Annotated in this window: 18 protein-coding genes; 7 read left to right on the forward strand and 11 right to left on the reverse strand. The window is 69.9% G+C overall.

Going from position 1 to position 20,717, the window contains the following annotated elements:
* Positions 1 to 72: 72 nt before the first annotated feature.
* From Ate02nite_RS07515 to Ate02nite_RS07525, 3 genes are read left to right on the forward strand one after another with little or no spacing between them, the layout of a single operon-like run.
* The gene (locus Ate02nite_RS07515; RefSeq protein ID WP_203801043.1) at positions 73 to 1,578 is read left to right on the forward strand and encodes a GGDEF domain-containing protein; all 1,506 of its coding nucleotides are present in this window, start codon (positions 73 to 75) and stop codon (positions 1,576 to 1,578) included.
* Positions 1,575 to 2,879 carry an outer membrane protein assembly factor BamB family protein gene (locus Ate02nite_RS07520; RefSeq protein WP_203801046.1) on the forward strand — a complete coding sequence of 435 codons (1,305 nt, stop codon included), beginning with the start codon at positions 1,575 to 1,577 and terminating at the stop codon, positions 2,877 to 2,879. Before Ate02nite_RS07515 ends, Ate02nite_RS07520 begins: the two co-directional genes overlap by 4 nt.
* Positions 2,879 to 4,192: an outer membrane protein assembly factor BamB family protein gene (locus Ate02nite_RS07525; RefSeq protein ID WP_203801049.1), complete on the forward strand. Its 1,314-nt coding sequence runs from the start codon at positions 2,879 to 2,881 to the stop codon at positions 4,190 to 4,192. Before Ate02nite_RS07520 ends, Ate02nite_RS07525 begins: the two co-directional genes overlap by 1 nt.
* Here Ate02nite_RS07525 and Ate02nite_RS07530 read toward each other — a convergent pair.
* From Ate02nite_RS07530 to rpmE, 3 genes are all read right to left on the reverse strand, one after another.
* On the reverse strand, positions 4,176 to 4,817 hold the full coding sequence (locus tag Ate02nite_RS07530) for a TetR/AcrR family transcriptional regulator (protein WP_203801051.1): 642 nt from the start codon (positions 4,815 to 4,817) through the stop codon (positions 4,176 to 4,178). The genes Ate02nite_RS07525 and Ate02nite_RS07530 overlap by 17 nt on opposite strands.
* 114 nt (positions 4,818 to 4,931) lie before the next feature.
* Positions 4,932 to 6,023: a peptide chain release factor 1 gene (gene prfA, locus Ate02nite_RS07535; RefSeq protein WP_203801055.1), complete on the reverse strand. Its 1,092-nt coding sequence runs from the start codon at positions 6,021 to 6,023 to the stop codon at positions 4,932 to 4,934.
* Positions 6,024 to 6,100: 77 nt separating this feature from the next.
* Positions 6,101 to 6,325 carry a 50S ribosomal protein L31 gene (rpmE, locus tag Ate02nite_RS07540; protein WP_203801071.1) on the reverse strand — a complete coding sequence of 75 codons (225 nt, stop codon included), beginning with the start codon at positions 6,323 to 6,325 and terminating at the stop codon, positions 6,101 to 6,103.
* Positions 6,326 to 6,539: 214 nt separating this feature from the next.
* On the opposite strand from rpmE, the gene Ate02nite_RS07545 reads away from it, so the two are divergent.
* From Ate02nite_RS07545 to Ate02nite_RS07555, 3 genes are read left to right on the forward strand one after another with little or no spacing between them, the layout of a single operon-like run.
* Positions 6,540 to 7,616 (forward strand): RNA ligase, encoded by a 1,077-nt coding sequence (locus Ate02nite_RS07545; RefSeq protein WP_203801073.1) that lies wholly within the window; start codon positions 6,540 to 6,542, stop codon positions 7,614 to 7,616.
* Positions 7,613 to 8,509 (forward strand): phosphatase domain-containing protein, encoded by an 897-nt coding sequence (locus Ate02nite_RS07550; protein ID WP_203801075.1) that lies wholly within the window; start codon positions 7,613 to 7,615, stop codon positions 8,507 to 8,509. The genes Ate02nite_RS07545 and Ate02nite_RS07550 overlap by 4 nt, the downstream gene beginning before the upstream one ends.
* Before the next feature lie 2 nt (positions 8,510 to 8,511).
* Positions 8,512 to 9,129, forward strand: a complete 618-nt coding sequence (locus tag Ate02nite_RS07555; protein WP_203801077.1) for an RNA ligase family protein — start codon at positions 8,512 to 8,514, stop codon at positions 9,127 to 9,129.
* Here the strand turns inward: Ate02nite_RS07555 and Ate02nite_RS07560 are convergent.
* The 6 genes from Ate02nite_RS07560 to Ate02nite_RS07585 all read right to left on the reverse strand — a co-directional run bounded on the left by Ate02nite_RS07560 (position 9,126) and on the right by Ate02nite_RS07585 (position 18,615).
* The gene (locus tag Ate02nite_RS07560; RefSeq protein ID WP_203801079.1) at positions 9,126 to 9,512 is read right to left on the reverse strand and encodes a VOC family protein; all 387 of its coding nucleotides are present in this window, start codon (positions 9,510 to 9,512) and stop codon (positions 9,126 to 9,128) included. The genes Ate02nite_RS07555 and Ate02nite_RS07560 overlap by 4 nt on opposite strands.
* Positions 9,513 to 9,520: 8 nt before the next feature.
* Positions 9,521 to 10,663 carry a nitric oxide synthase oxygenase gene (locus Ate02nite_RS07565; protein WP_203801082.1) on the reverse strand — a complete coding sequence of 381 codons (1,143 nt, stop codon included), beginning with the start codon at positions 10,661 to 10,663 and terminating at the stop codon, positions 9,521 to 9,523.
* Between the two features lie 131 nt (positions 10,664 to 10,794).
* On the reverse strand, positions 10,795 to 12,786 hold the full coding sequence (gene rho, locus Ate02nite_RS07570; protein WP_203801085.1) for a transcription termination factor Rho: 1,992 nt from the start codon (positions 12,784 to 12,786) through the stop codon (positions 10,795 to 10,797).
* A 339-nt stretch (positions 12,787 to 13,125) separates the two neighbouring features.
* Positions 13,126 to 14,037, reverse strand: a complete 912-nt coding sequence (thrB, locus tag Ate02nite_RS07575; RefSeq protein WP_203801088.1) for a homoserine kinase — start codon at positions 14,035 to 14,037, stop codon at positions 13,126 to 13,128.
* Positions 14,038 to 14,087: 50 nt separating this feature from the next.
* Positions 14,088 to 15,308, reverse strand: coding sequence for an MFS transporter (locus Ate02nite_RS07580; protein ID WP_203801091.1), 1,221 nt, complete (start codon positions 15,306 to 15,308; stop codon positions 14,088 to 14,090).
* Between the two features lie 52 nt (positions 15,309 to 15,360).
* Positions 15,361 to 18,615, reverse strand: a complete 3,255-nt coding sequence (locus Ate02nite_RS07585) for an efflux RND transporter permease subunit (RefSeq protein WP_203801094.1) — start codon at positions 18,613 to 18,615, stop codon at positions 15,361 to 15,363.
* A gap of 222 nt (positions 18,616 to 18,837) precedes the next feature.
* On the opposite strand from Ate02nite_RS07585, the gene Ate02nite_RS07590 reads away from it, so the two are divergent.
* Positions 18,838 to 19,260: a MarR family winged helix-turn-helix transcriptional regulator gene (locus Ate02nite_RS07590; RefSeq protein WP_239147197.1), complete on the forward strand. Its 423-nt coding sequence runs from the start codon at positions 18,838 to 18,840 to the stop codon at positions 19,258 to 19,260.
* Here the strand turns inward: Ate02nite_RS07590 and thrC are convergent.
* Both thrC and Ate02nite_RS07600 read right to left on the reverse strand, forming a co-directional pair.
* Entirely contained in the window at positions 19,246 to 20,295 is a 1,050-nt protein-coding gene (gene thrC, locus Ate02nite_RS07595) for a threonine synthase (protein WP_203801099.1), read from the reverse strand. The two genes, Ate02nite_RS07590 and thrC, sit on opposite strands and share 15 nt — an antisense overlap.
* A 49-nt stretch (positions 20,296 to 20,344) precedes the next feature.
* Complete coding sequence (locus tag Ate02nite_RS07600) at positions 20,345 to 20,716, reverse strand: VOC family protein (RefSeq protein ID WP_203801101.1); 372 nt, start codon at positions 20,714 to 20,716, stop codon at positions 20,345 to 20,347.
* Between the last annotated feature and the right edge of the window lies 1 nt (position 20,717).

Here is a 20,717-nt window from a genome sequence, read left to right on the forward strand (position 1 = left end):
CATCAATCGTCACGTGCGACGCCGACCGGCCGGGTCGGTGCATCGACGCGCGACACGCGTGGGAGGCGCCCGGTGAGTTGGTTGGACCAGCTCCCTGAAAACGTCGAGGAGCTGAAGCGGGCCGGCCACCTGCAACAGAACGGGCGGTCTGCCGAGGCCCTGCCGATCCTCGACGAGGTCTTGTCCACCGCCATCGACCCCCACACCAGGGCGTACGCGTTGATTCAGCGCTTCGGCGCGATGATCAACCTGGGTCGCATCGCCGAGCTGTCCACCGCGATGACGGTCGCGGCCAACGCGGTCCGCGAGATCCCCGACCCCTATCTGCGTGGTCAGATGCACGCGTTCGCGGCGCTCGGCGCGCACCTGCAGAGCAATCTGGACCGTGGCGTCACCCACCTGGTGCAGGCGTCCCGGGCGCTGGCCGCGGTGCGGGAGAGCGACCGGGAAACCGCCTGGGGCTGGCACGACCTCGCGATGGCCTACTCCTATCTGGGTTTCCACGGGCACGCGCTGACCGCCATCGAGCAGGCCCGGCAGGTCGGCGCGGCGGTCGGCCTGGCCCCGGAGATCTTCGCGGCGCCCGGCATCCGGCTGCGCAACGCGGTCTCGCTCGACCACCAGGGCGACACCGACGGCTGCCTGCGAGTGCTGCGCGACATCGACGCCGAGCTCTCCCGCTACGTGGCGATCGGCGCCGACCAGATGCGGCCGGGCAGCCGGGCAGCCTACGGCTACGCCCTCGCCCGCCGGGCCGCGCTCGGTGAGGAGACCGAGGCCAACGCCCTGCAGTGGCTCACCGGCGGCGGCGACAGCGTCCGCACCCGCGACCTGCATCACCTCGGCCACGTCTGCCTGCGCATCGCGGCCGGCCGCCCGCAGCAGGCACTTTCCATGCTGGACGCGGTGCCGGTCTCGCCGGAGATCCTGGGCGCCGCCGAACCGGCCCGGCTGCGCAGCATCTGCCACGCCGCAGCCGGCGACCACGCGGCCGCGCACGCCGCCGACCGGTACGCATTCCGCCTCGCCGTCCAGCGCATCGACCGGCTGCGGGACGGTTACCTCGACGGCGTCGCGGCCCGGCTGGACGCCCAGGAGACCCAGCGCGACGCCGACCGCTACGGCGACGAGATGCTCACCGACCCGCTGACCGGCCTGCCCAACCGCCGCCAGCTGGAACGCTACGTGAACGCGATGCTGGAACGCGGCGAGCGGGCCGCGATCGGCGTCTGCGACCTGGTCGGCTTCACCGCGGTCAACGTGCGGCACGGCCGGCACTGCGGCGACCTGGTGCTGCAGCGGATCGCCGGGGTGCTCAACCGGGTCATGCGCCGCGGCGACTTCGTGGCCCGGTTCGCCGGGGACGAGTTCGTGGTGCTGTTGCCGGGCGCCGGCACCGCGCAGGCCGCCGAGGTGTCCCGCCGCATCTCGGCCGCCACCAACGCGGAGAACTGGCAGGTGCTGGTGCCGGGCACGCCGATCGGGCTGGCGGCCGGCTGGTCCGAGGTGGGCACCAACGGGCGCACGCTCAGCGCCGCGCTGGCCGCCGCGGCCGCGAATCGCACGCCCACGAGATGACCACGATCGAACTTGGTGAGATCGACTCGGCGCCCGAAGCCGAGCCGGGCACCGAGTTCAGTCACCATCTGCTCCGCCGGGCCGGGGTCGCTCTCGCCCTGCTGCTCTGCCTGTTCGGCGCGGCCGGTTCGACCCGGGGCAGCCCACCCGCCGTCCGTCCGCTGTGGACCGTGCCGACCGCCGAGGGCGACGGCACCACGTTCGGCACCGACGCCGTCTACCTGCAACGGGTCACCGCGGGCGAGGCCCGGATCAGCGCGTACGACCTGGCCACCGGGGCGGTCCGGTGGGAGACCAAGCTGGATGGGACGCTCGGCTACACCCAGCTCGCCGAGCAGGCCGGCCTGCTCCTGATGTCGGTCGACCCGACGATGTCGGACGGCAGCGACGGCGGCCGCCCCGGCGTCGTCAGCCAGGCCACCACTGCGCTCGACACCCGCACCGGCGAGGTGCGGTGGACCGCACCGGGCGAGCCGACGATGATCGACGGCCGAACCGCGCTGATGATCGAGTACACCACCGACCGGGTCTACACCCGGGTGCGGCTGATCGGGCTCGAACCGGGCGCCCCGCGGGCGATCTGGAGCCGGGACACTCCCGGCGTCGAATCCCTGGCCATCGCGCCCGGAAAGGTCATCATGGTCGGTCCGAACGGGCTCATCAACGTGCTCCGGTTCGCCGACGGCGCTCAGCTGGCCCAGGCCCGCGTCCGGTGGGACCCGGTCGACGAGGAACGCGGCGAGTTCAACAACATCGCCGCGGCGGGGGACTATCTGGTGGTGAACCGCGCCCGCCAGGAACGGTCCGAGATGACCGTGTACCGCCTCGACACCCTGGCCGAGGCGTGGCGGATCACCGGCACCGACCGCGGTTACGCGTTCCCCTGCGGCACCGGCATCTGCTTCAACGACGGCGACAACCTGACCGGGTACGACCCGGCGACCGGCCGGATGCGCTGGACCCAGGCCGGCGCCGGCACCTGGACGGCCGGCCCCGACCGGGTGGTGATCGAGCTGGCCGGCAACGGGCAGCTGATGATCGACGCGGAGACCGGGCGCGCGGTCGGCGCGACGGGCGAGGGCGCGACGGTCTGGAACGCCGAGCCGGACGAGTTCCTGATCGTGCTGCGAGCCACCCAGGAGCCGGTCGGCGGCACCGCGGTCACCCGGTGGGACCTGGCCACCGGCCGGCGCGACCTGCTCGGCGCGATCCCGGGCCTGGTGGTCGACCGCTGCCAGCAACTCGCCCACTACCTGGGCTGTTACCAGGACAACGAATTCACGGTCACGGCGGTCGGCTGATGACGATCATCGACCTGGGCGAGATCACCGAGGAGGCGGTCACCCCCTCGGTGCCGGTCGACATCTCCCGGCTCCGGCGGCTCGCGCTCGCCGTGCTCAGTGTGGTCGGGGTGCTGGTGCTGGCGGGCGCGGCCCCGGCCGCGTCGTCCGGCGTGCGCCAGCTGTGGACCACCCCGCTGCGTCAGGGTGAGTCGTGGTCGCTGTCCGACGACACCGTTTATCTCACCCGGCTCGACAACAAGATCTCGGCCTACCAGCTGACCACCGGTGAGCTGCGGTGGAGCGTGCCGGCCGGGGCCGAGCTCGGCGACCCGCGACCGCGCCTGGCCGGCGGTCTGCTGCTGGTTCCGGCCGACCCGGTGATGATCTCGCAGGAGGAGGCGGACGGCTCCCGGTACTACTACCAGACGGTGCACACCACGATCGCCCTGGACGCGGCCACCGGCGACGAGCGGTGGCGGATCAGCGGCGAGGCCTACTCGTCCGGGGACGGCGGCACCCTGCTGATCACCGACCACGACGAGCAGGCCCGCACCACCCGGCTGCGGCAGATCCGGCTCGCCGACGGCACCGAGGTCTGGAGCCGCCCGGTGCCGGCCGCACCGTCGTGGACCCCGATCCTCGATGGCGACCGCACCGTGGCGATAGCCACCGCCACCGAGAACGGCCTGATCAGCATCTACGACTACGCCACCGGGCACCTGCGGCGAAGCACCCGGGTAAGCGCCGAGGGCACCCTCACGCTGATGCCCGCCGGGCCCTACCTGGTGGTCATGCGCGATCTGCAGAACAGCTCGGACACGGCGGTGTACGACCCGGCGAACCTCCGCCGGCTGTGGAACACCACCCAGCCCACCGCATACCTCACGGCCTGCGGCAACCTGCTGTGCAGCATCGGTGGCGGCGCGATCGTCGGTCACCTCCCGCGCACCGGCCAGGAGGTGTGGCGGCTGCCCGGGATGCGCGACCTGACCGTGGTCAGCCTCGATCGCATGATCGTCACCGGGGACGCGATCAGCGGCGACAGCCATCTGGCCGACCCGGCCACCGGCCGGACGATCGGCGCGCCGGTCGTCGGGCGGACGGTCTATCCCCATGACGCCGGCGTCACGCCGATGTTCGTGCGTCCCGCCGTCGAGCCGCCCGACCGGCTCGCGCTCGTCGCCCTCGACCCGGCCGACGGCACCCAGCGCACGCTCGGCACCGTCCCGCCGCTCACGGTCGAGGACGTCTGCACCTCCGCCTCCGGTTACCTGGCCTGCGTCCGGACCGGCGCGCAGGGCATGGCCCTGGACATCACGGCTGTCGGCTGACCGCGGTGGCGTGCGCGACGACCAGGTCGCCGATCATCCGGCGCAGGCCGGCGCGGCGGGCCGGGTCCATCAGGTCCCGGTCGAAGATGGTCCGGAAGGTGTAACGGTTGGCGCCCCGGAAGACGCAGAACGCGCTGATGATCATGTGAACGTCGAGCGGGTCGAGGTCGTCGCGGAAGATCCCGGCGGCCCGGCCGCGCTCGAGGATCCGGGTCAGCACCTCGAGGGCCGGCGCGGCCAGCACCTCGCGGGACTCCGAGCGTTGCAGGTGCCGGGCGTAGTGGATGTTCTCGATCACCACCAGCCGGACGAAGTCCTGATGCGACTCGTGGTGGTCGAAGGTGAGCTCGGCCAGCTGGCGCAGGGCTTCGACCGGTTCCAGGTGGTCGACGTCGAGCTGCTGTTCCAGCGACCGGATGTGCCGGTAGGCGCCCTCCAGCACGGCGAGGTAGAGACCCTCCTTGCCACCGAAGTAGTAATAGATCATGCGTTTGGTGGTACGCGTCTTGGCGGCGATCTCGTCGACCCGGCCCCCGGCGTAGCCCTGGTCGGCGAACTCGTGCGTGGCGACCTCGATGATCTCCGCACGGGTGCGCTCAGCGTCTCGTACTCGCGGTGTCGCCATGAGTCGACTCTAGGGCGATCAGAGGCCGAGGTAGATGCGCCGCACCTCGGGGCGGCAAGGAACACGCCCGGATGGCGCTGGCCGCGACCCGCAAGCGCCTGGGCGTCGGCGTCCTTACGGGCGCCGGCTGATCTCGGTGTCGCCGGCCAGCCGGGCCTGCCGGTCGGCCTCGCCCAGCGCGTCCAGCACCGCGTCCAGTTCCCCGCCGAGCACCAGGTCGAGGTTGTAGGCGGTGTAACCGATCCGGTGGTCGGTGATCCGGTTCTGCGGGTAGTTGTAGGTGCGGATCCGCTCCGAGCGGTCCACCGTACGCACCTGGGCCTTGCGCGAGTCGGAAGCCGCCGCGTTCGCCTCCTCCTGCGCGATCGCCAGCAGCCGGGAGCGCAGAATGCGCATCGCCGACTCCTTGTTCTGCAGCTGCGACTTCTCGTTCTGGCAGCTCACCACCGTGCCGGTGGGCAGGTGGGTGATCCGCACCGCAGAGTCGGTGGTGTTTACCGACTGGCCGCCCGGACCGGACGAGCGGAACACGTCGATCCGCAGGTCGCCCGGCTCGATCTGCACCTCGACGTCCTCGGCCTCGGGCAGCACCAGCACGCCCGCCGCCGAGGTGTGGATGCGGCCCTGCGACTCGGTGACCGGGACGCGCTGCACCCGGTGCACGCCGCCCTCCCACTTGAGCCGGGACCAGACGCCGTGACCGCCCTCGGGCACGCCCTTGGTCTTGACCGCCACCGAGATGTCCTTGACGCCGCCCAGGTCCGACTCCTGCGAGTCGATCACCTCGACGACCCAGCCGTGCCGCTCGGCGTAACGCGTGTACATCCGCAGCAGGTCGCCCGCGAACAGCGCCGACTCCTGGCCGCCCTCGCCCGCCTTGATCTCGACGATCACGTCCTTGGCGTCGTGCGGATCGCGCGGGATCAGCATCTCGCCGAGCTTCTCCTCCAGCGGCGCCAGGGTGGCGGCGACCGCCTCGACCTCGCCGGCGAACGCCGGGTCCTCGGCCGCGAGCTCCTTGGCCGCGGCCAGGTCGCCCCGGGCCGCCTCGAGCTCGGCGTTGGCCGTGTAGATCGGGGCAAGCTCCGCAAAACGCCGACCGACCCGGCGCACCAGGGCCTGGTCCGCGTGGATGGAGGGGTCCTCCATCTGCTTCTCCAGGTCCGCGTACTCCTCGAGAAGCGAGTTCAGCCGGTCGTTGCCCACAGCAGCCATCCCCTTTTTTGGCCAAGACACGAACGACGCCCGCCCCCGTGATCGGGGTGCGGGCGTCGTTGAAGCAGTTACTTCTTCTTGGCCGCGTTCACCTTGGCGTACTTGGCCTGGAACTTCGCAACCCGGCCCGCGGTGTCCAGCACGCGCTGCTTGCCGGTGTAGAACGGGTGGCAGGCGCTGCAGGTCTCGACGCGGATCTCGTCGCCCTTGGCGGTGCTGCGGGTGGTGAAGGTGCTGCCGCAGGAGCAGATGACCTCGGTGGCCGTGTACTCCGGGTGGATGCCAGTCTTCATGTTTCTCGGTCCCTCTCATTGTGTGGTCGCCGGGTCGCTGTCAGCACCGCGCCGCCCCGCTAGGACGGTGGGCTCGGGCGTGAACCGGAACCGTGGCCGATGGACCAGTCTGCCATGTGACGTTCCCCGAGGCGAAATCGAGGCGACTTTCCCGGTCCGGTGTCGATAACGTGAGCGGCCCTCACGGCATTCCCCACCTGGAAGGTAAGGCACCATGACGCTGCTCGCCGACGTCCTTGACCCGGTCGAACTGGCCACTGCGGTCGAAACCGGACTCGTCCGACTGCAGCGTCACCCCACCCGGCCCTTGGTGATCTACAACTACACCGAGGCGTGCCAGTATCTGGGCGCTTGGAGTCCGGTCACCCTCGCCTGCCGCGGCTTGATCGTCGACGAGTCCGGTCAGGTCGTCGCGCGCCCGCTGTGCAAATTTTTTAACCATAACGAGCCAAATGCGCCGAAAATCGAGACCGGGACAAAGGTCCGCGTGACTGACAAAGCGGACGGGTCACTCGGGATCCTCTTCCATGACGGGAACCGTCTGGCCGTAGCCACCCGCGGTTCGTTCACCTCGGATCAGGCAAAGCACGCGACCGAACTGCTCAACGCGCGCTATGCCGGATTTGTCCCGCCATCGGGCCTCACCGTGCTGGTCGAGATCATCTACCCGGGAAACCGGATCGTGGTCGACTACGCCGGGCTGGACGACCTCGTGCTGCTCGGGGCGGTCGACATCGCGACCGGGCGCAGCCACGGGCCGGAGGCGGTGCCGGACTGGCCGGGGCCGGTCATCGAGTCGTTCGACTATCCGACCTTCGCCGACGCGCTCGCCGCCGAGCCGCGCGACGGCCGGGAAGGGCTGGTCGTGCACTTCCTCGAGGCCGACCAGCGGGTGAAGATCAAGTACGCCGAGTACGTCCGGCTGCACCGCCTGGTCACCGGGCTCACCGCCCGTACCGTCTGGGAAGTCATGATCAACGACGGCGACCTGGACGCCATGCTCGAGCCTCTCCCGGAGGAATTTCATCCGTGGGTCCGCGGCGTCGCCGCGGAGCTCACGGCCGCGGTCGAGGAGCGGGCGACGGCGATCGAGGCCGCCTTCGCCGCGATCCTGGCCGAACTGCCGGATGGCTGGGGCCGCAAGGAGTTCGCAGCCGCGGCGGTGCGCAGCGAACACCGGGGCGCCCTGTTCCTGCGGCTCGACGACAAGGATTACCGTCCGAGCCTGTGGCAGCAGGCCCGGCCGGAGGGCGATCGCACGCCGCACGGGACCAAGGTGACTGAGGAATGACGAGACTGCTGATCACCCGGGGGCTGCCGGCGTCCGGCAAGACCACCTTTGCCAAGAAGCTGCAACCCCGGGTGGTCCGGGTCAACCGGGACGACCTGCGGCGCATGCTGCACGGCGACCGGCTCTTCACGCAGTGGGCCGAGGCGCAGGTGACGCACGCACAGCGGGCCGCGGTCGAGGCGCTGCTGCGGGCGCACGCCGATGTGATCGTCGACGACACCAACCTGCGGTCCAAGACCGTGCGCGAGTGGGCCGAACTGGCCGCCCGGCACTCCGCGACCTTCGAGGTGCACGACTTCACCGACGTACCGCTGGAGGAATGCCTGCGGCGCGACACCGAACGTCCCGAGGATGAGCGGGTCGGCGAGGAAGGCATCCGAAGGATGCATCAGCGTTATCTGGCCGGCCGCAACCTTCCGCTGCCGGTGCCGTTCGTTGAACCGGGCGGTCCTGGTCTGGTCTACCAGCCCGATCCGGCGCTGCCCGAGGCGGTGCTGGTGGACATCGACGGCACGGTCGCGCTGATGACCGGCCGTAGCCCCTACGACTGGTCGCGGGTCGGCGAGGACGCGCCCAATCCGTCGGTCATCGCGGCGGTGCGGGCGATGCACGCGGCCGGTTACGCGATCGTGTTCTGCTCGGGCCGGGACGAGGAGTGCCGGGCCGAGACCGAGGCGTGGCTGGCGCTTTACGTCGATGTGCCGTATTCGGCACTGTTCATGCGGCCGGCCGGGGACAGCCGCAAGGACGCGATCGTGAAGCGGGAGATCTTCGATCTCCAAATCCGGGACAGATGGCGGATCTCCGGGGTTTTCGACGACCGCCAGCAGGTGGTACGTATGTGGCGGGCGCTCGGCCTCACCGTGTTCCAGGTTGCGGAGGGAGACTTCTGACGTTGAAGTACCCACGCACCTACCACCTGCCCGATTCGCCCGGTGCGACCGATGACGACAAGGTGCAGCGCGATCTGTCCTGGTTGGACGGCGAGCTGGTGGTGACGGAAAAGCTCGACGGCGGCAACCTGACCTTCACCCGCGACGCCATGTACGGCCGGTCCCCCGACTCCGGCACACAGCCGTGGGACCGGCCGGCCAAGGCGCTGTGGGCGATGACGGCCTACCGCATCCCGGACGACTGGCGGGTGTGCGGCGAATCGATGTGGGCCCGGCGCAGCATCGCCTACTGCGACCTGCCGGGCGTGTTCATCGTGTTCGGCATCTGGGACGAGACGGACACCCTGCTGGGCTGGGACGACACGGTCGATTGGGCGCGCCGGCTGGAGCTGCCGGTGGTCCCGGTGCTGTACCGCGGCGGGAGCCTCTCCGAGGCTCGCGCCGCCTGGGCCGCGCAACGCGATCAATCAGCCTCGGAGGGGTACGTGGTGCGGGCGGCCGGCCGGATACCGGCCGCCGAGTTCTCCCACAAGCTGCTCAAGTGGGTGCGCGCCGACCACGTCCGTACGCCCGATTCGTGGCGCCACCGCGACGATTTCGCGGTGAACGAGTTCGCCTAGGCCGCCAACTCGGCCTGGCCGCGCAGGATGCAGAACTCGTTGCCCTCCGGGTCGGTGAGCGTGACCCAGCCGCCGCCGTCCGGATTACGCAGGTCATCGACCGGCTTGGCGCCGAGGTCGATGAGCCGGGCCAGTTCCTCGTCCCGCGTGCCCTCGACCGGCCGCAGGTCGAAGTGAATCCGGTTCTTGCCGGCCTTGGCGTCCGGCACCTCGATGAACAGCACCGTGTGCGACCCGTCCCGCTTACTGATCGGGCATTCCTCGTGGCCGGGCAGGTTGGGGTCCTCCGGGTTCTCGACGTAGTCGAGAACCTTCTCCCACCACTTGGACAACGCGTAGGCGTCCGAGCAGTCGACCGTGGTGTGCGAGATGAACGAAGTCATCCCGCATCTTAACCGTGGCCGTAGGGACAACGATCACTGTCCAGATAGAACGCCGGCTTGAGATCCATCTCCTCGTAGTACTTGTGGAACACCGGGGTGATGCCGCCGGACATCGGCGGGACGATCCACGACCAGTCGGCCGGCACCGGGCGGCCGGCCTTCTCCTCGTTGCGCAGGTGGGCCATGAACCGCTGCGATTCGGTGTGGTGGTCGGACATCTTCACGCCGGCCTTCTCGAAACTCCACAGCACGGCCCGGTTGAGCTCGAGCAGCGCCCGGTCCCGCCAGAGCGTGGACTCCTTGCTGGTGTCCAGGCCCAGCCGGGCGGCCACGGTGGGGATCATGTCGTAGCGGTCGGCGTCGGCGAAGTTGCGGGCGCCGATTTCAGTGCCCATGTACCAGCCGTTGAACGGCGCGAGCGGGTAGTGCACGCCGCCGATGGACAGGCGCATGCTGGAGATGGCCGGTACGGCGTGCCAGCGCAGTCCCAGCTCGGCGAACCAGCCGTACTCGGGGTGGGCAATGGGCACCTCGCGCACCGCACGCTCGGGCAGCTCGTAAAGGCGTACCCCGTCGGTCGGGGTTTCGATCGCCAGCGGGAGCACGTCGAAGTGCTCGCCCTTGCCCCGCCAGCCGAGGCCGCGCACCGCGTCGGTGAAATCGAGCTGCCGGGCGTCGCCGATGGTCCGGCCGTCCTCGCCGCGATAGCCCGCGTACCGGATCAGCTGCTCGTTCCACACCCGGGCGTAGGGCTGGCCGGGCTGCGCCGCCGGGAAGATGCTGATCACCGGCCGGAGCTGGCTGGTGCCGGCGGCCAGCAGGTGATGCACGAGCAGCGAGTAGATCTGGTCGGCGGTCCGGGCCCGGCGCCGGTCCAGGACCATCAGGCTGCGCCAGTAGAGCCGGCCGATGCAGCGGCTCGCGTTGCGCCAGGCCAGCTTGGCGCCGTAGCCGAGTTCGTCGGTGGTGTGCACGTAGGTGCCGGTCGCGGCGACCTGGGCGCGGACGATGGCGAGTCGGGGTTCGACCGGCCCGAGCCGGGGGTTCTCGACGTAGCAGCGGCGGAGGAAATCCTCGGCCTCGGCGGGATCGACCGGTGCGGCCGGGTCCCACGGCTCGGTCGGATGGTCCCGGTAACCGGGCACGATCATCGGGCTGCCTCCCACGGTGAGCCGAGTGGTACTCGGCAATTTGCCCGACCCTGACCGGGAAGGATCACACACCGTGTGCGACAAAAAGGACGCAGCCCGAGGGCTGCGTCCTTTTTCGTGCGGAATAGCCGTTACTCGCCCGGCGTCGACTTCGCGATCTGCATCAGGAACTCGACGTTCGTGCGGGTCTGCTTGAGCCGGTCGAGCAGCAGGTCGAGCGCCGCCGACGAGTCCAGCGAGTGCAGCACCTTGCGGAGCTTGTGGATGATCGCCAGCTCTTCCTTGCCGAGCAGGATCTCTTCCTTACGCGTGCCGGACGGGTCGATATCGATCGCCGGGAACACCCGCTTGTCCGCGATCTTCCGGTCGAGCTTGAGCTCGGCGTTACCCGTGCCCTTGAACTCCTCGAAGATCACCGTGTCCATCATCGAGCCGGTCTCGACCAGCGCGGTCGCGAGGATGGTGAGCGAGCCACCGTTCTCGATGTTGCGCGCCGCGCCCAGGAACCGCTTGGGCGGGTAGAGAGCGGTCGAATCGATACCACCGGACATGATGCGGCCGGAGGCCGGCGCGGCCAGGTTGTAGGACCGGCCGAGACGGGTCACCGAGTCGAGCAGCACGACCACGTCGTGGCCCAGCTCGACCAGCCGCTTGGCCCGCTCGATGGCGAGCTCGGCGACCGTGGTGTGGTCCTGCGGCGGCCGGTCGAACGTGGCCGCGATGACCTCGCCCTTGACCGAGCGCTGCATGTCGGTGACCTCTTCGGGCCGCTCGTCGACAAGCACGACCATCAGGTGGCACTCGGGGTTGTTGTGGGTGATCGCGTTGGCGATCGCCTGCAACACCATCGTCTTACCGGCCTTGGGCGGCGACACGATGAGCGCGCGCTGCCCCTTGCCGAGCGGCATGACGAGGTCGATGACCCGGGTGGTGAGGATGTGCGGCTCGGTCTCGAGGCGCAGCCGCTCCTGCGGGTAAAGCGGGGTGAGCTTGTAGAACTCGGGCCGCCGCCGCGCCTCGTCGGGCTCCATCCCGTTGATGGTGTCGAGCCGGACGAGCGGGTTGTACTTGTCGCGCCGGTTGTCGCCGCTGCTGTCGCCGCGCGGGGTGGCCCGCACGGCCCCGGTCACCGCGTCACCGCGTCGCAGGCCGTACTTCTTCACCTGCGACATCGAGACGTAGACGTCGTTCGGCCCGGACAGGTAACCCGTGGTGCGGACGAACGCGTAGTTGTCCAGCACGTCGAGGATGCCGGCCACCGGGACGAGAACGTCGTCCTCGCTGACGTGCGGTTCGCGGCCACCGCTGTCGCGCGGACCGCTGTCCCGCTGGCCACCGCTGTCGCGCGGACCGCTGTCGCGCTGGGGGCTGCCGCCACCCTCGCCGTCCCGGTCGCGGCCGCGACGACGGTCGCGGAAGCGGCTGCGACGGCTGCGACGGCCGGCTTCGCCACCGTCGCTGTCGTCATCGTCGTGACCCTGGTCACTGTTGCGCGGGCCGCGATCGCGGTCGTCCCGCTGGTTGCGGTCGTCGCGCTGGTTGTTGCGCTGCCGGTCGCCGCGGTTGCGGTCGCCGCGATCCGGGCGCTCGCCGCGCTGCTCGGTGCCCTCGGGCTGCGGCGCGGCGGCCGGCTCGACAACCGGGGCCACGGCCTCGCGCGGAGCGCTGTCCCGGGACGCGTTGCGGTCGCGGTTGCGACGGCTGCTGCTGCCACCCTCGCTGACCGGGGCGGCCTCGGGCTGCGCGACGACGGCCGGAGCGGCCTCGACGACCGCGGGCTTCTCCGCAATCGGGGCCGGGGCGGTGGCCACGATCGGAGCCGGGGCCGGCTCGGCAACGGGTGCCGTCGCTACCACGCTGGTGCGCGGACGCGGTGCCTTCTCGGCGGCGGGAGCCGGGGCGCCACCGCTCTGCTTCTCCGTGATGGCAGTGATCAGCTCGCCCTTGCGCATCCGGGCGGTGCCGGAGATGCCCAGGGAAGCGGCAAGACTCTGCAGCTCGGGCAGCAGCATCGCGGAGAGCCCGGTGCCGCCGCGGCGGCGCTTCGTGGCGGTCGCGGTGGTGCCGGCGCCGTCGTCAGCGACGTCAGAAACACCCGACGTCACGTCGGTGGTGTCGCTCAATGGATTCCTTCCGTCGGAAAAAGCCCGGGACCCCCGGTCTGCAGCCTGGTGGCCGGGAGGCTCGGAACCCGCTCCGCCGGAGCGTCGCGGGAGTTTGTGCAGCACGGCAGCTCGACCGGTGTCCCTGCCCGTCCTACGTTGACGGGTAGGTCTCGGCGAGTGCAGCGGCGATCTGGGAGCTTGCTTCTCGGCGTTGTGCCTTGCTGAGAAATGAGACGGCCAGAATGTGGCCTTCGAAGTCTCGGGGGTGCGCGCCGAACCGCAGAGATCGCTTGCTTCGCGGCTGTGCTAGGTCCTTGAGCGTAGTCAACTCTTTCGACCTGCGGCAACAGGGCCCCGCTAGGCGAGTTCCACCATACTCCCTTTGACAAGAGCACCGTGCGCATCCACGCCCAACGTCTCCGCGCGCCATGCTGTTCCCGGGTGGAAATCGGCCGGGACCTCGGACAATGCAAGAACTGTCGGTCCCGCGCCACTCACCACGGCGGCGACACCGACCGATCGCAGGGCCGCCACGAGCGATGCGGTGCCCGGCATCGCCTCGGCCCGATAGCCCTGATGCAAGCGATCCGCGGTCGCCGGAAGCAGAACTGAAGGATCTGTAGTGAGTGCGTGAGTGAGCAGTGCCGCGCGGCCGGCGTTGAACGACGCGTCGCCGTGCGGCACGGCGGAGGGCAGGGCGGCGCGCGCGCTCGCGGTGTAACCACGCTCGGTCGGAATGAAAACCTTGGGGCGTACGTCCTCGTGCGGCGACAACCGCACGGCACGGGCGCCCGTCGCTTCGGTCCAGGCGATGGTGAACCCGCCCAGCAGGCACGGTGCGACGTTGTCGGGGTGCCCCTCGAGCCGGGCCGCGATGCGTAACGCGCCCTGGTCGTCGATCCGGCTGAGACCGCCGTCGACAAGGCCCCGGGCCAACTGCACGCCACCGACGATGGCCGCCGACGAGGAGCCGAGACCACGCGCCTGCGGGATCCGGTTGACGCATTCCACGGCCAGTCCGGACGGCCGCTCACCGAGCTCGTCGAAGGTGGCCAGCATCGCGCGCAGGACCAGGTGTTCCTCGTCGCCGGGCAGCTCGCCGGCACCCTCGCCGCGCACCGTCACGGTGAAACCGGACTCGGTGACGCGGGCGGTGAGGTCGTCGTAGAGGGTCAGCGCGAGACCCAGCGCGTCGAAGCCCGGGCCGAGGTTGGCGCTGGTGGCCGGGGTACTAACGGTGACCGGATCGGTCGCGAAGGTCAGGCCCATCGGCACATGCTAAGCGTTGATCATTTCGCCGGACGGCACCGCCCGCCGGATCAGATCTTTCGAGGCTCCTCGGCCAGGGTCAGCTTGCGGGTCGCGATCCGCCAGCCGACCGCATAGGTGGCGGTGACCAGGCCGCAGCCGGCCAGGATCGCCCGGTTGTCGACGTGGTCCACGACGGCGGTGGCCACCAGCTGACTGATCGCGATGGCCAGCGTCGCCAGCATCATGTCGATGGCGAAGACCCGGCCCCGCAGGCCGTCGGGCACCTCGCTCTGCAGCGCGTAGTTCGACAGCGTCCAGTTGGCGCCGCCGGCGAAGTGCGCCACAAAGACCAACACCAGCACCAGTGGAAACCAGGGCGTCACCGCGACCCCGAGATAGCCGACGCCGTACAGCCCCATCGAGAGCGCGAGGCAGGTCAGCAACCACGACCGGCGGCCGAGCACCGGCCGCAGCACGAACGGCCCGACCAGCGCGCCGGCGCCGCGCACCGCGAAGAGCAGGCCGGCACCGAGCACCCCGGTGCCGTGCAACTGCGCGATCAGCGGAAACACGATCAGCACGCCGTTGCCGAGACCGGCCGCCGCCTTGACCGTGATGAGCGCCCGGACCAGCGGCCGGGCGGCGATGTAGTGTCGCGCCTCGCGCATCGCGTGCCAGGTCGGCGGGGCGGACCGGGTGCGGGGCGCCTGCAGCGGACGCCGGACCGTGGCGGTGAGGCCCGCGCCGATCAGCAGGCTGACGGCGGTGACGGCAAAGCTTGTGTACGGCCCCCAGATGGCACCGACCACCCCGCCCAGCGAGGCGCCGACGATCGTCATGGTGCCCCAGGTCGAGCCGGAGATGGCGTTAGCGGCCGGCAGGTCGGCCGGCTCGACGACGTTGGGCAGTGCCGCCGACGCGGCCGGGGAGTAGAACGACTTGGCGACCGCCATGGCGCCGATGGCGACCAGCGCGAGCGGCGCGGTGGCCGCCGAGCGCACCGTGAACAGCAGCAGCACCGCCGCGAACGCGGCCAGATTGGCGAGCACCAGGATGCGGCGGCGATCGAAGCGGTCGGCCACCGTGCCGGTGAACGGCAGCAGCAGCGCGCTGATCCCGGTGTCGACGGCCAGCACCAGGCCGCCCCAGACGCCACTGCCGGTGAGCTCGGGCAGCAGCACGAGCAGCGGCACCATCACGAACCAGTCCGAACCGAAGACGACAAGCTCGGCACCGAAGAGGCGGCGGAAGTCCCGGTTGCGGGTAAGGACCGAGAACATCGATGGCACGGCCGGACGTTACGCGACAAGGCCGGTCCCGTGGGACCGGCCTTGTCTCAGATCACTTCTGTTCGTTGGGTCGCTTCGGCACCTTCAACACCTCGAACTGATCGGTGTAACCGCGCAGCGCGGCGCTCGGCTGGGCCGGTTCCGGCGCCTCGTGCTTCCCGCCGCCGTTCTCCGACGGTGGCGCCGGCGGGACGTCGTCCGGCACCACGGTGTCCGATTCTGACCCGGCCGGCGGCAGGCCCTTGGCGGCCCGCTTCGCGGCCCGCTTGGCCTTCCTCTTCTCCTTGCGGTTCTCCACCATCGTGTAGAGCGTCGGCACCAGCACCAGGGTCAGCAGCGTCGAGCTGACCAGGCCGCCGATGACCACAATGGCCAGTGGCTGGCTGATGAAGCCGCCCTCACCGGTGAGCCCGAGGCCCATCGGCAGCAGCGCGAAGATGGTGGCGATCGCGGTCATCAGGATCGGCCGCAGCCGGTGCCGGCCGCCCTCGATCACCGCCTCCTGCACGCCCATCCCGGCCGCCCGGTAATGGTTGATCAGGTCCATCAGCACGATCGCGTTGGTAACCACGATGCCGACCAGCATCAGCACACCGATCAGCGCCGGAACGCCGAGCGCGGTGCCGGTGACCAGCAGCAGGATGATGGCGCCGGTGGCCGCGAACGGGATCGAGACCAGCAGGATGATCGGCTGGATCAGGCTGCGGAACGTCGCCACCATGATGATGAAGACGATCGCGATCGCCGCCAGCACGGCCAGGCCCAGCTGCTTGAACGCGTCCGCCTGGTCCGCGCTGACACCACCGACCGACACCGACGCACCGGCCGGCAGGCTCAGGGCGTCCAGCTTCTTCTGCAGGTCGGTCGAGGCCTTACCCACGTCGGAACCGGTGGCCGTGCCCTTGACCGAGGCGCTGCGGTCGCCGTCGACCCGGGTGACCTGCTCCGGGCCGGACACCTCGGTGATGGTGGCGACCTGGTCGAGCCGCACCGGGCCGCGAGCGGTGGTGATGGTCAGGGCCTTGAGTGCGGCCGGGTCGGCCGGGGCCGTACCGAACGAGATCACCACGTTCTCGGTGGCGCCGTCGACCGTGACCTGGCCGGCCGGCGCGCTGCGGAACGCACCCGCCACGCTCTGCCCGATCGAGGCCTCGGTCAGGCCGTAGCTCGCGGCCACGTCGCGCTTCACCGCCACGTCGAGGCGCGGGACGCTGGCGGCCAGCGTGGTGCTCACGTCGGAGACGCCGGAGACCGACGCCATCGTCTGCCGCACCTGCTCGGTGGCCTGGCTGAGCACGTCGTTGTCGGCCGCCTTGACGGTCACCGACAGTTCGCTGCCACCCAGACCGGAACTGTCCTGGCCGATCGTGATGTCACCGGCGTCGGTCAGCTTGTCGAAATCGGCGCGCAGGTCGTCGCCGACCTTCTCGGCGTCGGCGTCCTCCTCCAGCCCGACCTGGAACGACGCCGTGCTGGCGCCGCTTGTCGCGAACGGGTTGAAGTCGCCCTGGCCGATGGTGACCTGGTAGGTCTTCACGTCGTCGCGGGCGGCGAGGATCGCCTCGACCTTCTTGGCGGCCTCGTCGGTGGTGGCCAGGCTGGTGCCGACCGGCAATTCCTGGGTGATGCTGATCGAGTCCTGGCCCGACTGGTCCAGGAAGTTCGTCTTCAGCTGGCTGGCCAGTGCGCCCGTGCCGAGCAGCACCAGCACACCGATCATCAGGGTGGCGATGCGCCGCTGGGTGGCGAACCGGATCACCGGCAGGTAGGCGCGTTGCAGCGGGCTGCGCAGCTCCTTCTCCTCGGCGGCCCGGCGGGTCTCCTCGGAGGTGGCGCCGCCCTTCGGCGGCCGCAGGAACCAGTACGCCAGCACCGGAACCACGGTGAGCGCCACGAACAGCGAGGCGAGCAGGGCCACCGTCACGGTGATCGCGAACGACCCGAAGATCTGCCCGACCAGACCGCCGACCAGGGCGATCGGCAGGAACACGGCGACCGTGGTCAGCGTCGACGCGGTGACCGCGCCGGACACCTCACGGACGGCCGAGATGATCGCGTGGACCTTTTCCTCGCCGTACTCCAGATGTCTCTTGATGTTTTCCAGAACGACAATCGAGTCGTCCACCACCCGCCCGACCGCGATCGTGAGCGCGCCCAGGGTGAGCAGGTTGAGGGTGTAATCGCCGACCCACAGCGCGATCAGGGCGATCAGTACGGACAGCGGGATCGACACGGCCGTGACCAGCGTCGAGCGCACCGAGAGCAGGAAGATCAGGATGACGATCACGGCCATCACCAGGCCGAGCAGGCCCTCGGTGGTCAGGCTCTTGATCGACCGCTCGACGAACGGAGCCTGGTCGGTGACGACGGTGAGCGTGGCGCCGGAGTCCTTCTCCAGCTCGGCGAGCTTGTCGCGCACGGCGTGCGAGATCTGCACCGGGTTGCCGTCGGGCTTGGCGGTCACCGCGATGCCGAGGCTGTTGGAGCCGTCAGTCCGGGTGTACGACGTAGCGGTCGGCAGCTTGCTCTCCACCGTGGCGACGTCACCGAGCTTGACCGGACCGCGAGCGCCGGAGAGGTAGAGGCCCTTGAGGTCGTCGACCGAGGTGATCGGCGTGCCGACCTGCACGTTGAGCGACTTGGTGCCGTCCACGACCGAGCCGGCCGGGATCGAGATGCCGTTGGCCTGCAACACCGTGGTCAGCGACTGCGGGCTGGCCCCGGCGGCGGTGAGCTTGGCCAGGTCGGGCGTGATGACGATCTGCTTGGCCCGGGCGCCGCTCACCGAGGTGTCCCGGACGCCCTCGATCGCGTTGATCTCGGGCACCACGATCTGGTTGAGCTTGTTGAGCAGGTCGCTCTCGTCGGTGCCACCGGACGCGGCCAGTACGATCGCCGGGATGTCGTCGGTGCCACCGGTGAAGATCTGCGGCTCGACGCCGGCCGGCAGCTGCGCCTGGATCCGGTTGACCGCGGTGGTCAGCTGGTTGGCGGCCTGCTCGATGTCGGTGCCGAAGGTGAACGCCGCGGTGATGCTCGCGTAGCCCTCACTGGTGGTCGACGTGACGCTGTCGATGCCGTCGACGCCCTTGACCGCGTCCTCGATCGGCTTGGTGATCTGTTCCTCGATGATCTCCGAGCTGGCGCCCGGGAGCGCCGCGCCGACGAAGGCGGCCGGCAACTCGATCGAAGGGAACAACTGCTGCTTCAAAGACGGTACGGCGTAGATCCCGAATCCCGTGATCACCAGCGCGATCAGGGCGACTAGTCCTCGATTGGCAAGACTGAGCCGGGTCAAGGCTGACATGGGCGCTCCCCCCGCTAAAGTTCGGCCTGTACGAATAGTTTGCCTGACGCGAACAAATGGTTTTTCGCCGGGGCCCGCTGGTACCGTCCGTCCGGAGGTATTGAGCCTTTAGACCGCTTAAGGGCGGCGGTGGGGCGGTTGGACGGGGGCTCACGACGGCCATTCGCGCGTCACAGAGAAAGGTCGGCATTGTCCGGGAACGAACAGCTCATCGCGGACATTATGGGCACGCAGCAGCGGCTCCAGCAGTTGTTCGCGTACGACCGCTCCGATCCGCTGTTCTCGTCCCACCTCACGCTGTCCCAGTTCAAGATCCTCATGCTGCTCGCCCGGCACGGCAATGTATCGGGCGGCGAGCTGGCCGGACTGCTGGGCATCGGCCTGGCCGCGCTCAGCGGCATGGTGGACCGGCTCGTGCAGCAGGACCTGGTGGCACGCACCGAGGACCTGCACGATCGGCGAGTGCGCCGGATCGGGCTCACGAGAAAGGGCGGCGAGCTCATCGGCAGCATCATGAATGCCGGTGAGGCGAAGATGCGCGCTCTCCTCAGCCGCCTCTCAGCCGCGGAACTCGACCTGGTGGCTCAGGCGTCCCTGCTGATGGTGAAGGCGGCCGAGGAAGAGGCGGGCTCAGGCGAGGCCTAGCTCCCGGGCCGCGATCAGCACGTCGTTCTGAATCGTGGTCGGCGACGGCGCGGTGGAGATGGCCCACTCCGGGTCCTTCAGGCCGTGCCCGGTGACCGTGCAGACCACCCGGGAACCGGCCGGCACCTTGCCGGCCTGGGCCTGCTGGATCAGGCCGGCGACGCTGGCCGCGCTGGCCAGCTCGACGAAGACGCCGACCTCGCGGGCCAGCAGGCGGTAGGCCGAGAGGATCTCCCGGTCGGTGACCGCCTCGATCAGGCCACCCGACGCGTCCCGGGCGTCGAGCGCCTTGGTCCAGCTCGCCGGGTTGCCGATCCGGATCGCGGTGGCGATCGTGGACGGTTCCGGGACGACCTTGTTGTTCACGATCGGGGCGGCGCCGGACGCCTGGAACCCGTACATCTTCGGGAGCTTTGTGGCATTCCCGGCGTCTTTGTCCTCGAGATAGCCCATCCAGTACGCCGAGATGTTGCCGGCGTTGCCGACCGGCAGGCAGTGGATGTCGGGGGCGTCGCCGAGCGCCTCGACGATCTCGAACGACGCGGTCTTCTGCCCGTGCAGGCGGAAGATGTTCACCGAGTTGACAAGCGAGACCGGGAAGTCCTGGGACAGCTTCGCGGCGAGCGCGAGGCAGTCGTCGAAGTTGCCGTTGACCTGCAGCAACTTGGCCCCGTGCACGAGCGCCTGGGCGAGCTTGCCCAGCGCGATCTTGCCCTGCGGCACCAGCACCGCGCAGGTGAGGCCGGCCCGGGCCGCGTACGCCGCGGCGGACGCACTGGTGTTGCCGGTGGAGGCGCAGATGATCGCCTTCGAGCCGTCCTCGACCGCCTTGGACACGGCCATGGTCATGCCGCGGTCCTTGAACGAGCCGGTCGGGTTGGCCCCCTCGACCTTGAGGTAGACGTCCGCGCCGACCCGCTGCGACAGCACCGGAGCGGGCACGAGGGGCGTGTTGCCCTCGTGCAGTGTGACCACCGGGGTGGCGTCGGTGACCGGCAGCCGGTCCCGGTAACGCTCGATCAGTCCCCGATACATGGTCGACTCCTTACTCATTTGCCCAGCACATCCTCGAACCCGTATTCCATCACTCGGGTCGGTGGCTCACGGCCTCGACGTTGTTGCCGTCCGGATCGCGGACAAACACGCCGTAGTAGTTCTCGTGATATTCCTCGTGGATCCGCGGTTCGTGCAGCACCTCGGCCCCGCTCGCCACGGCGGCCCGGTGGAACGCGTCCACCTGGGCCCGGTCGGCGGCGGCGAACGCGATGTGCGACTCCCGGAAGCCCTCGCCCTCGCTGAACTCACTGATCCAGAAGTCGGCGTGGTCGCCCACGCCGTACCCCAGGGCGACCTTGAAATCCACCAGCCGGCTCACGCCGAGCGGCGCCAGCACGGCGTCGTAGAAGGCCGCGCTCGCGGCCAGGTCGGAACATTGGAAACCCACGTGGTCGAGCACG

The sequence above is a fragment of the Paractinoplanes tereljensis genome, from assembly GCF_016862435.1.
Taxonomy (GTDB): Bacteria; Actinomycetota; Actinomycetes; order Mycobacteriales; family Micromonosporaceae; genus Actinoplanes; species Actinoplanes tereljensis.

Excerpts from the sequence above, each read along its gene's own strand:
- Ate02nite_RS07520 (WP_203801046.1), top strand. The coding sequence starts at position 1,575 with ATGACCACGATCGAACTTGGTGAGATCGACTCGGCGCCCGAAGCCGAG.
- Ate02nite_RS07525 (WP_203801049.1), top strand. The coding sequence starts at position 2,879 with ATGACGATCATCGACCTGGGCGAGATCACCGAGGAGGCGGTCACCCCC.
- Ate02nite_RS07530 (WP_203801051.1), bottom strand. The coding sequence starts at position 4,817 with ATGGCGACACCGCGAGTACGAGACGCTGAGCGCACCCGTGCGGAGATC.
- rpmE (WP_203801071.1), bottom strand. The coding sequence starts at position 6,325 with ATGAAGACTGGCATCCACCCGGAGTACACGGCCACCGAGGTCATCTGC.
- Ate02nite_RS07545 (WP_203801073.1), top strand. The coding sequence starts at position 6,540 with ATGACGCTGCTCGCCGACGTCCTTGACCCGGTCGAACTGGCCACTGCG.
- Ate02nite_RS07550 (WP_203801075.1), top strand. The coding sequence starts at position 7,613 with ATGACGAGACTGCTGATCACCCGGGGGCTGCCGGCGTCCGGCAAGACC.
- Ate02nite_RS07560 (WP_203801079.1), bottom strand. The coding sequence starts at position 9,512 with ATGACTTCGTTCATCTCGCACACCACGGTCGACTGCTCGGACGCCTAC.
- Ate02nite_RS07565 (WP_203801082.1), bottom strand. The coding sequence starts at position 10,663 with ATGATCGTGCCCGGTTACCGGGACCATCCGACCGAGCCGTGGGACCCG.
- thrB (WP_203801088.1), bottom strand. The coding sequence starts at position 14,037 with ATGGGCCTGACCTTCGCGACCGATCCGGTCACCGTTAGTACCCCGGCC.
- Ate02nite_RS07585 (WP_203801094.1), bottom strand. The coding sequence starts at position 18,615 with ATGTCAGCCTTGACCCGGCTCAGTCTTGCCAATCGAGGACTAGTCGCC.
- Ate02nite_RS07590 (WP_239147197.1), top strand. The coding sequence starts at position 18,838 with ATGGGCACGCAGCAGCGGCTCCAGCAGTTGTTCGCGTACGACCGCTCC.
- thrC (WP_203801099.1), bottom strand. The coding sequence starts at position 20,295 with ATGTATCGGGGACTGATCGAGCGTTACCGGGACCGGCTGCCGGTCACC.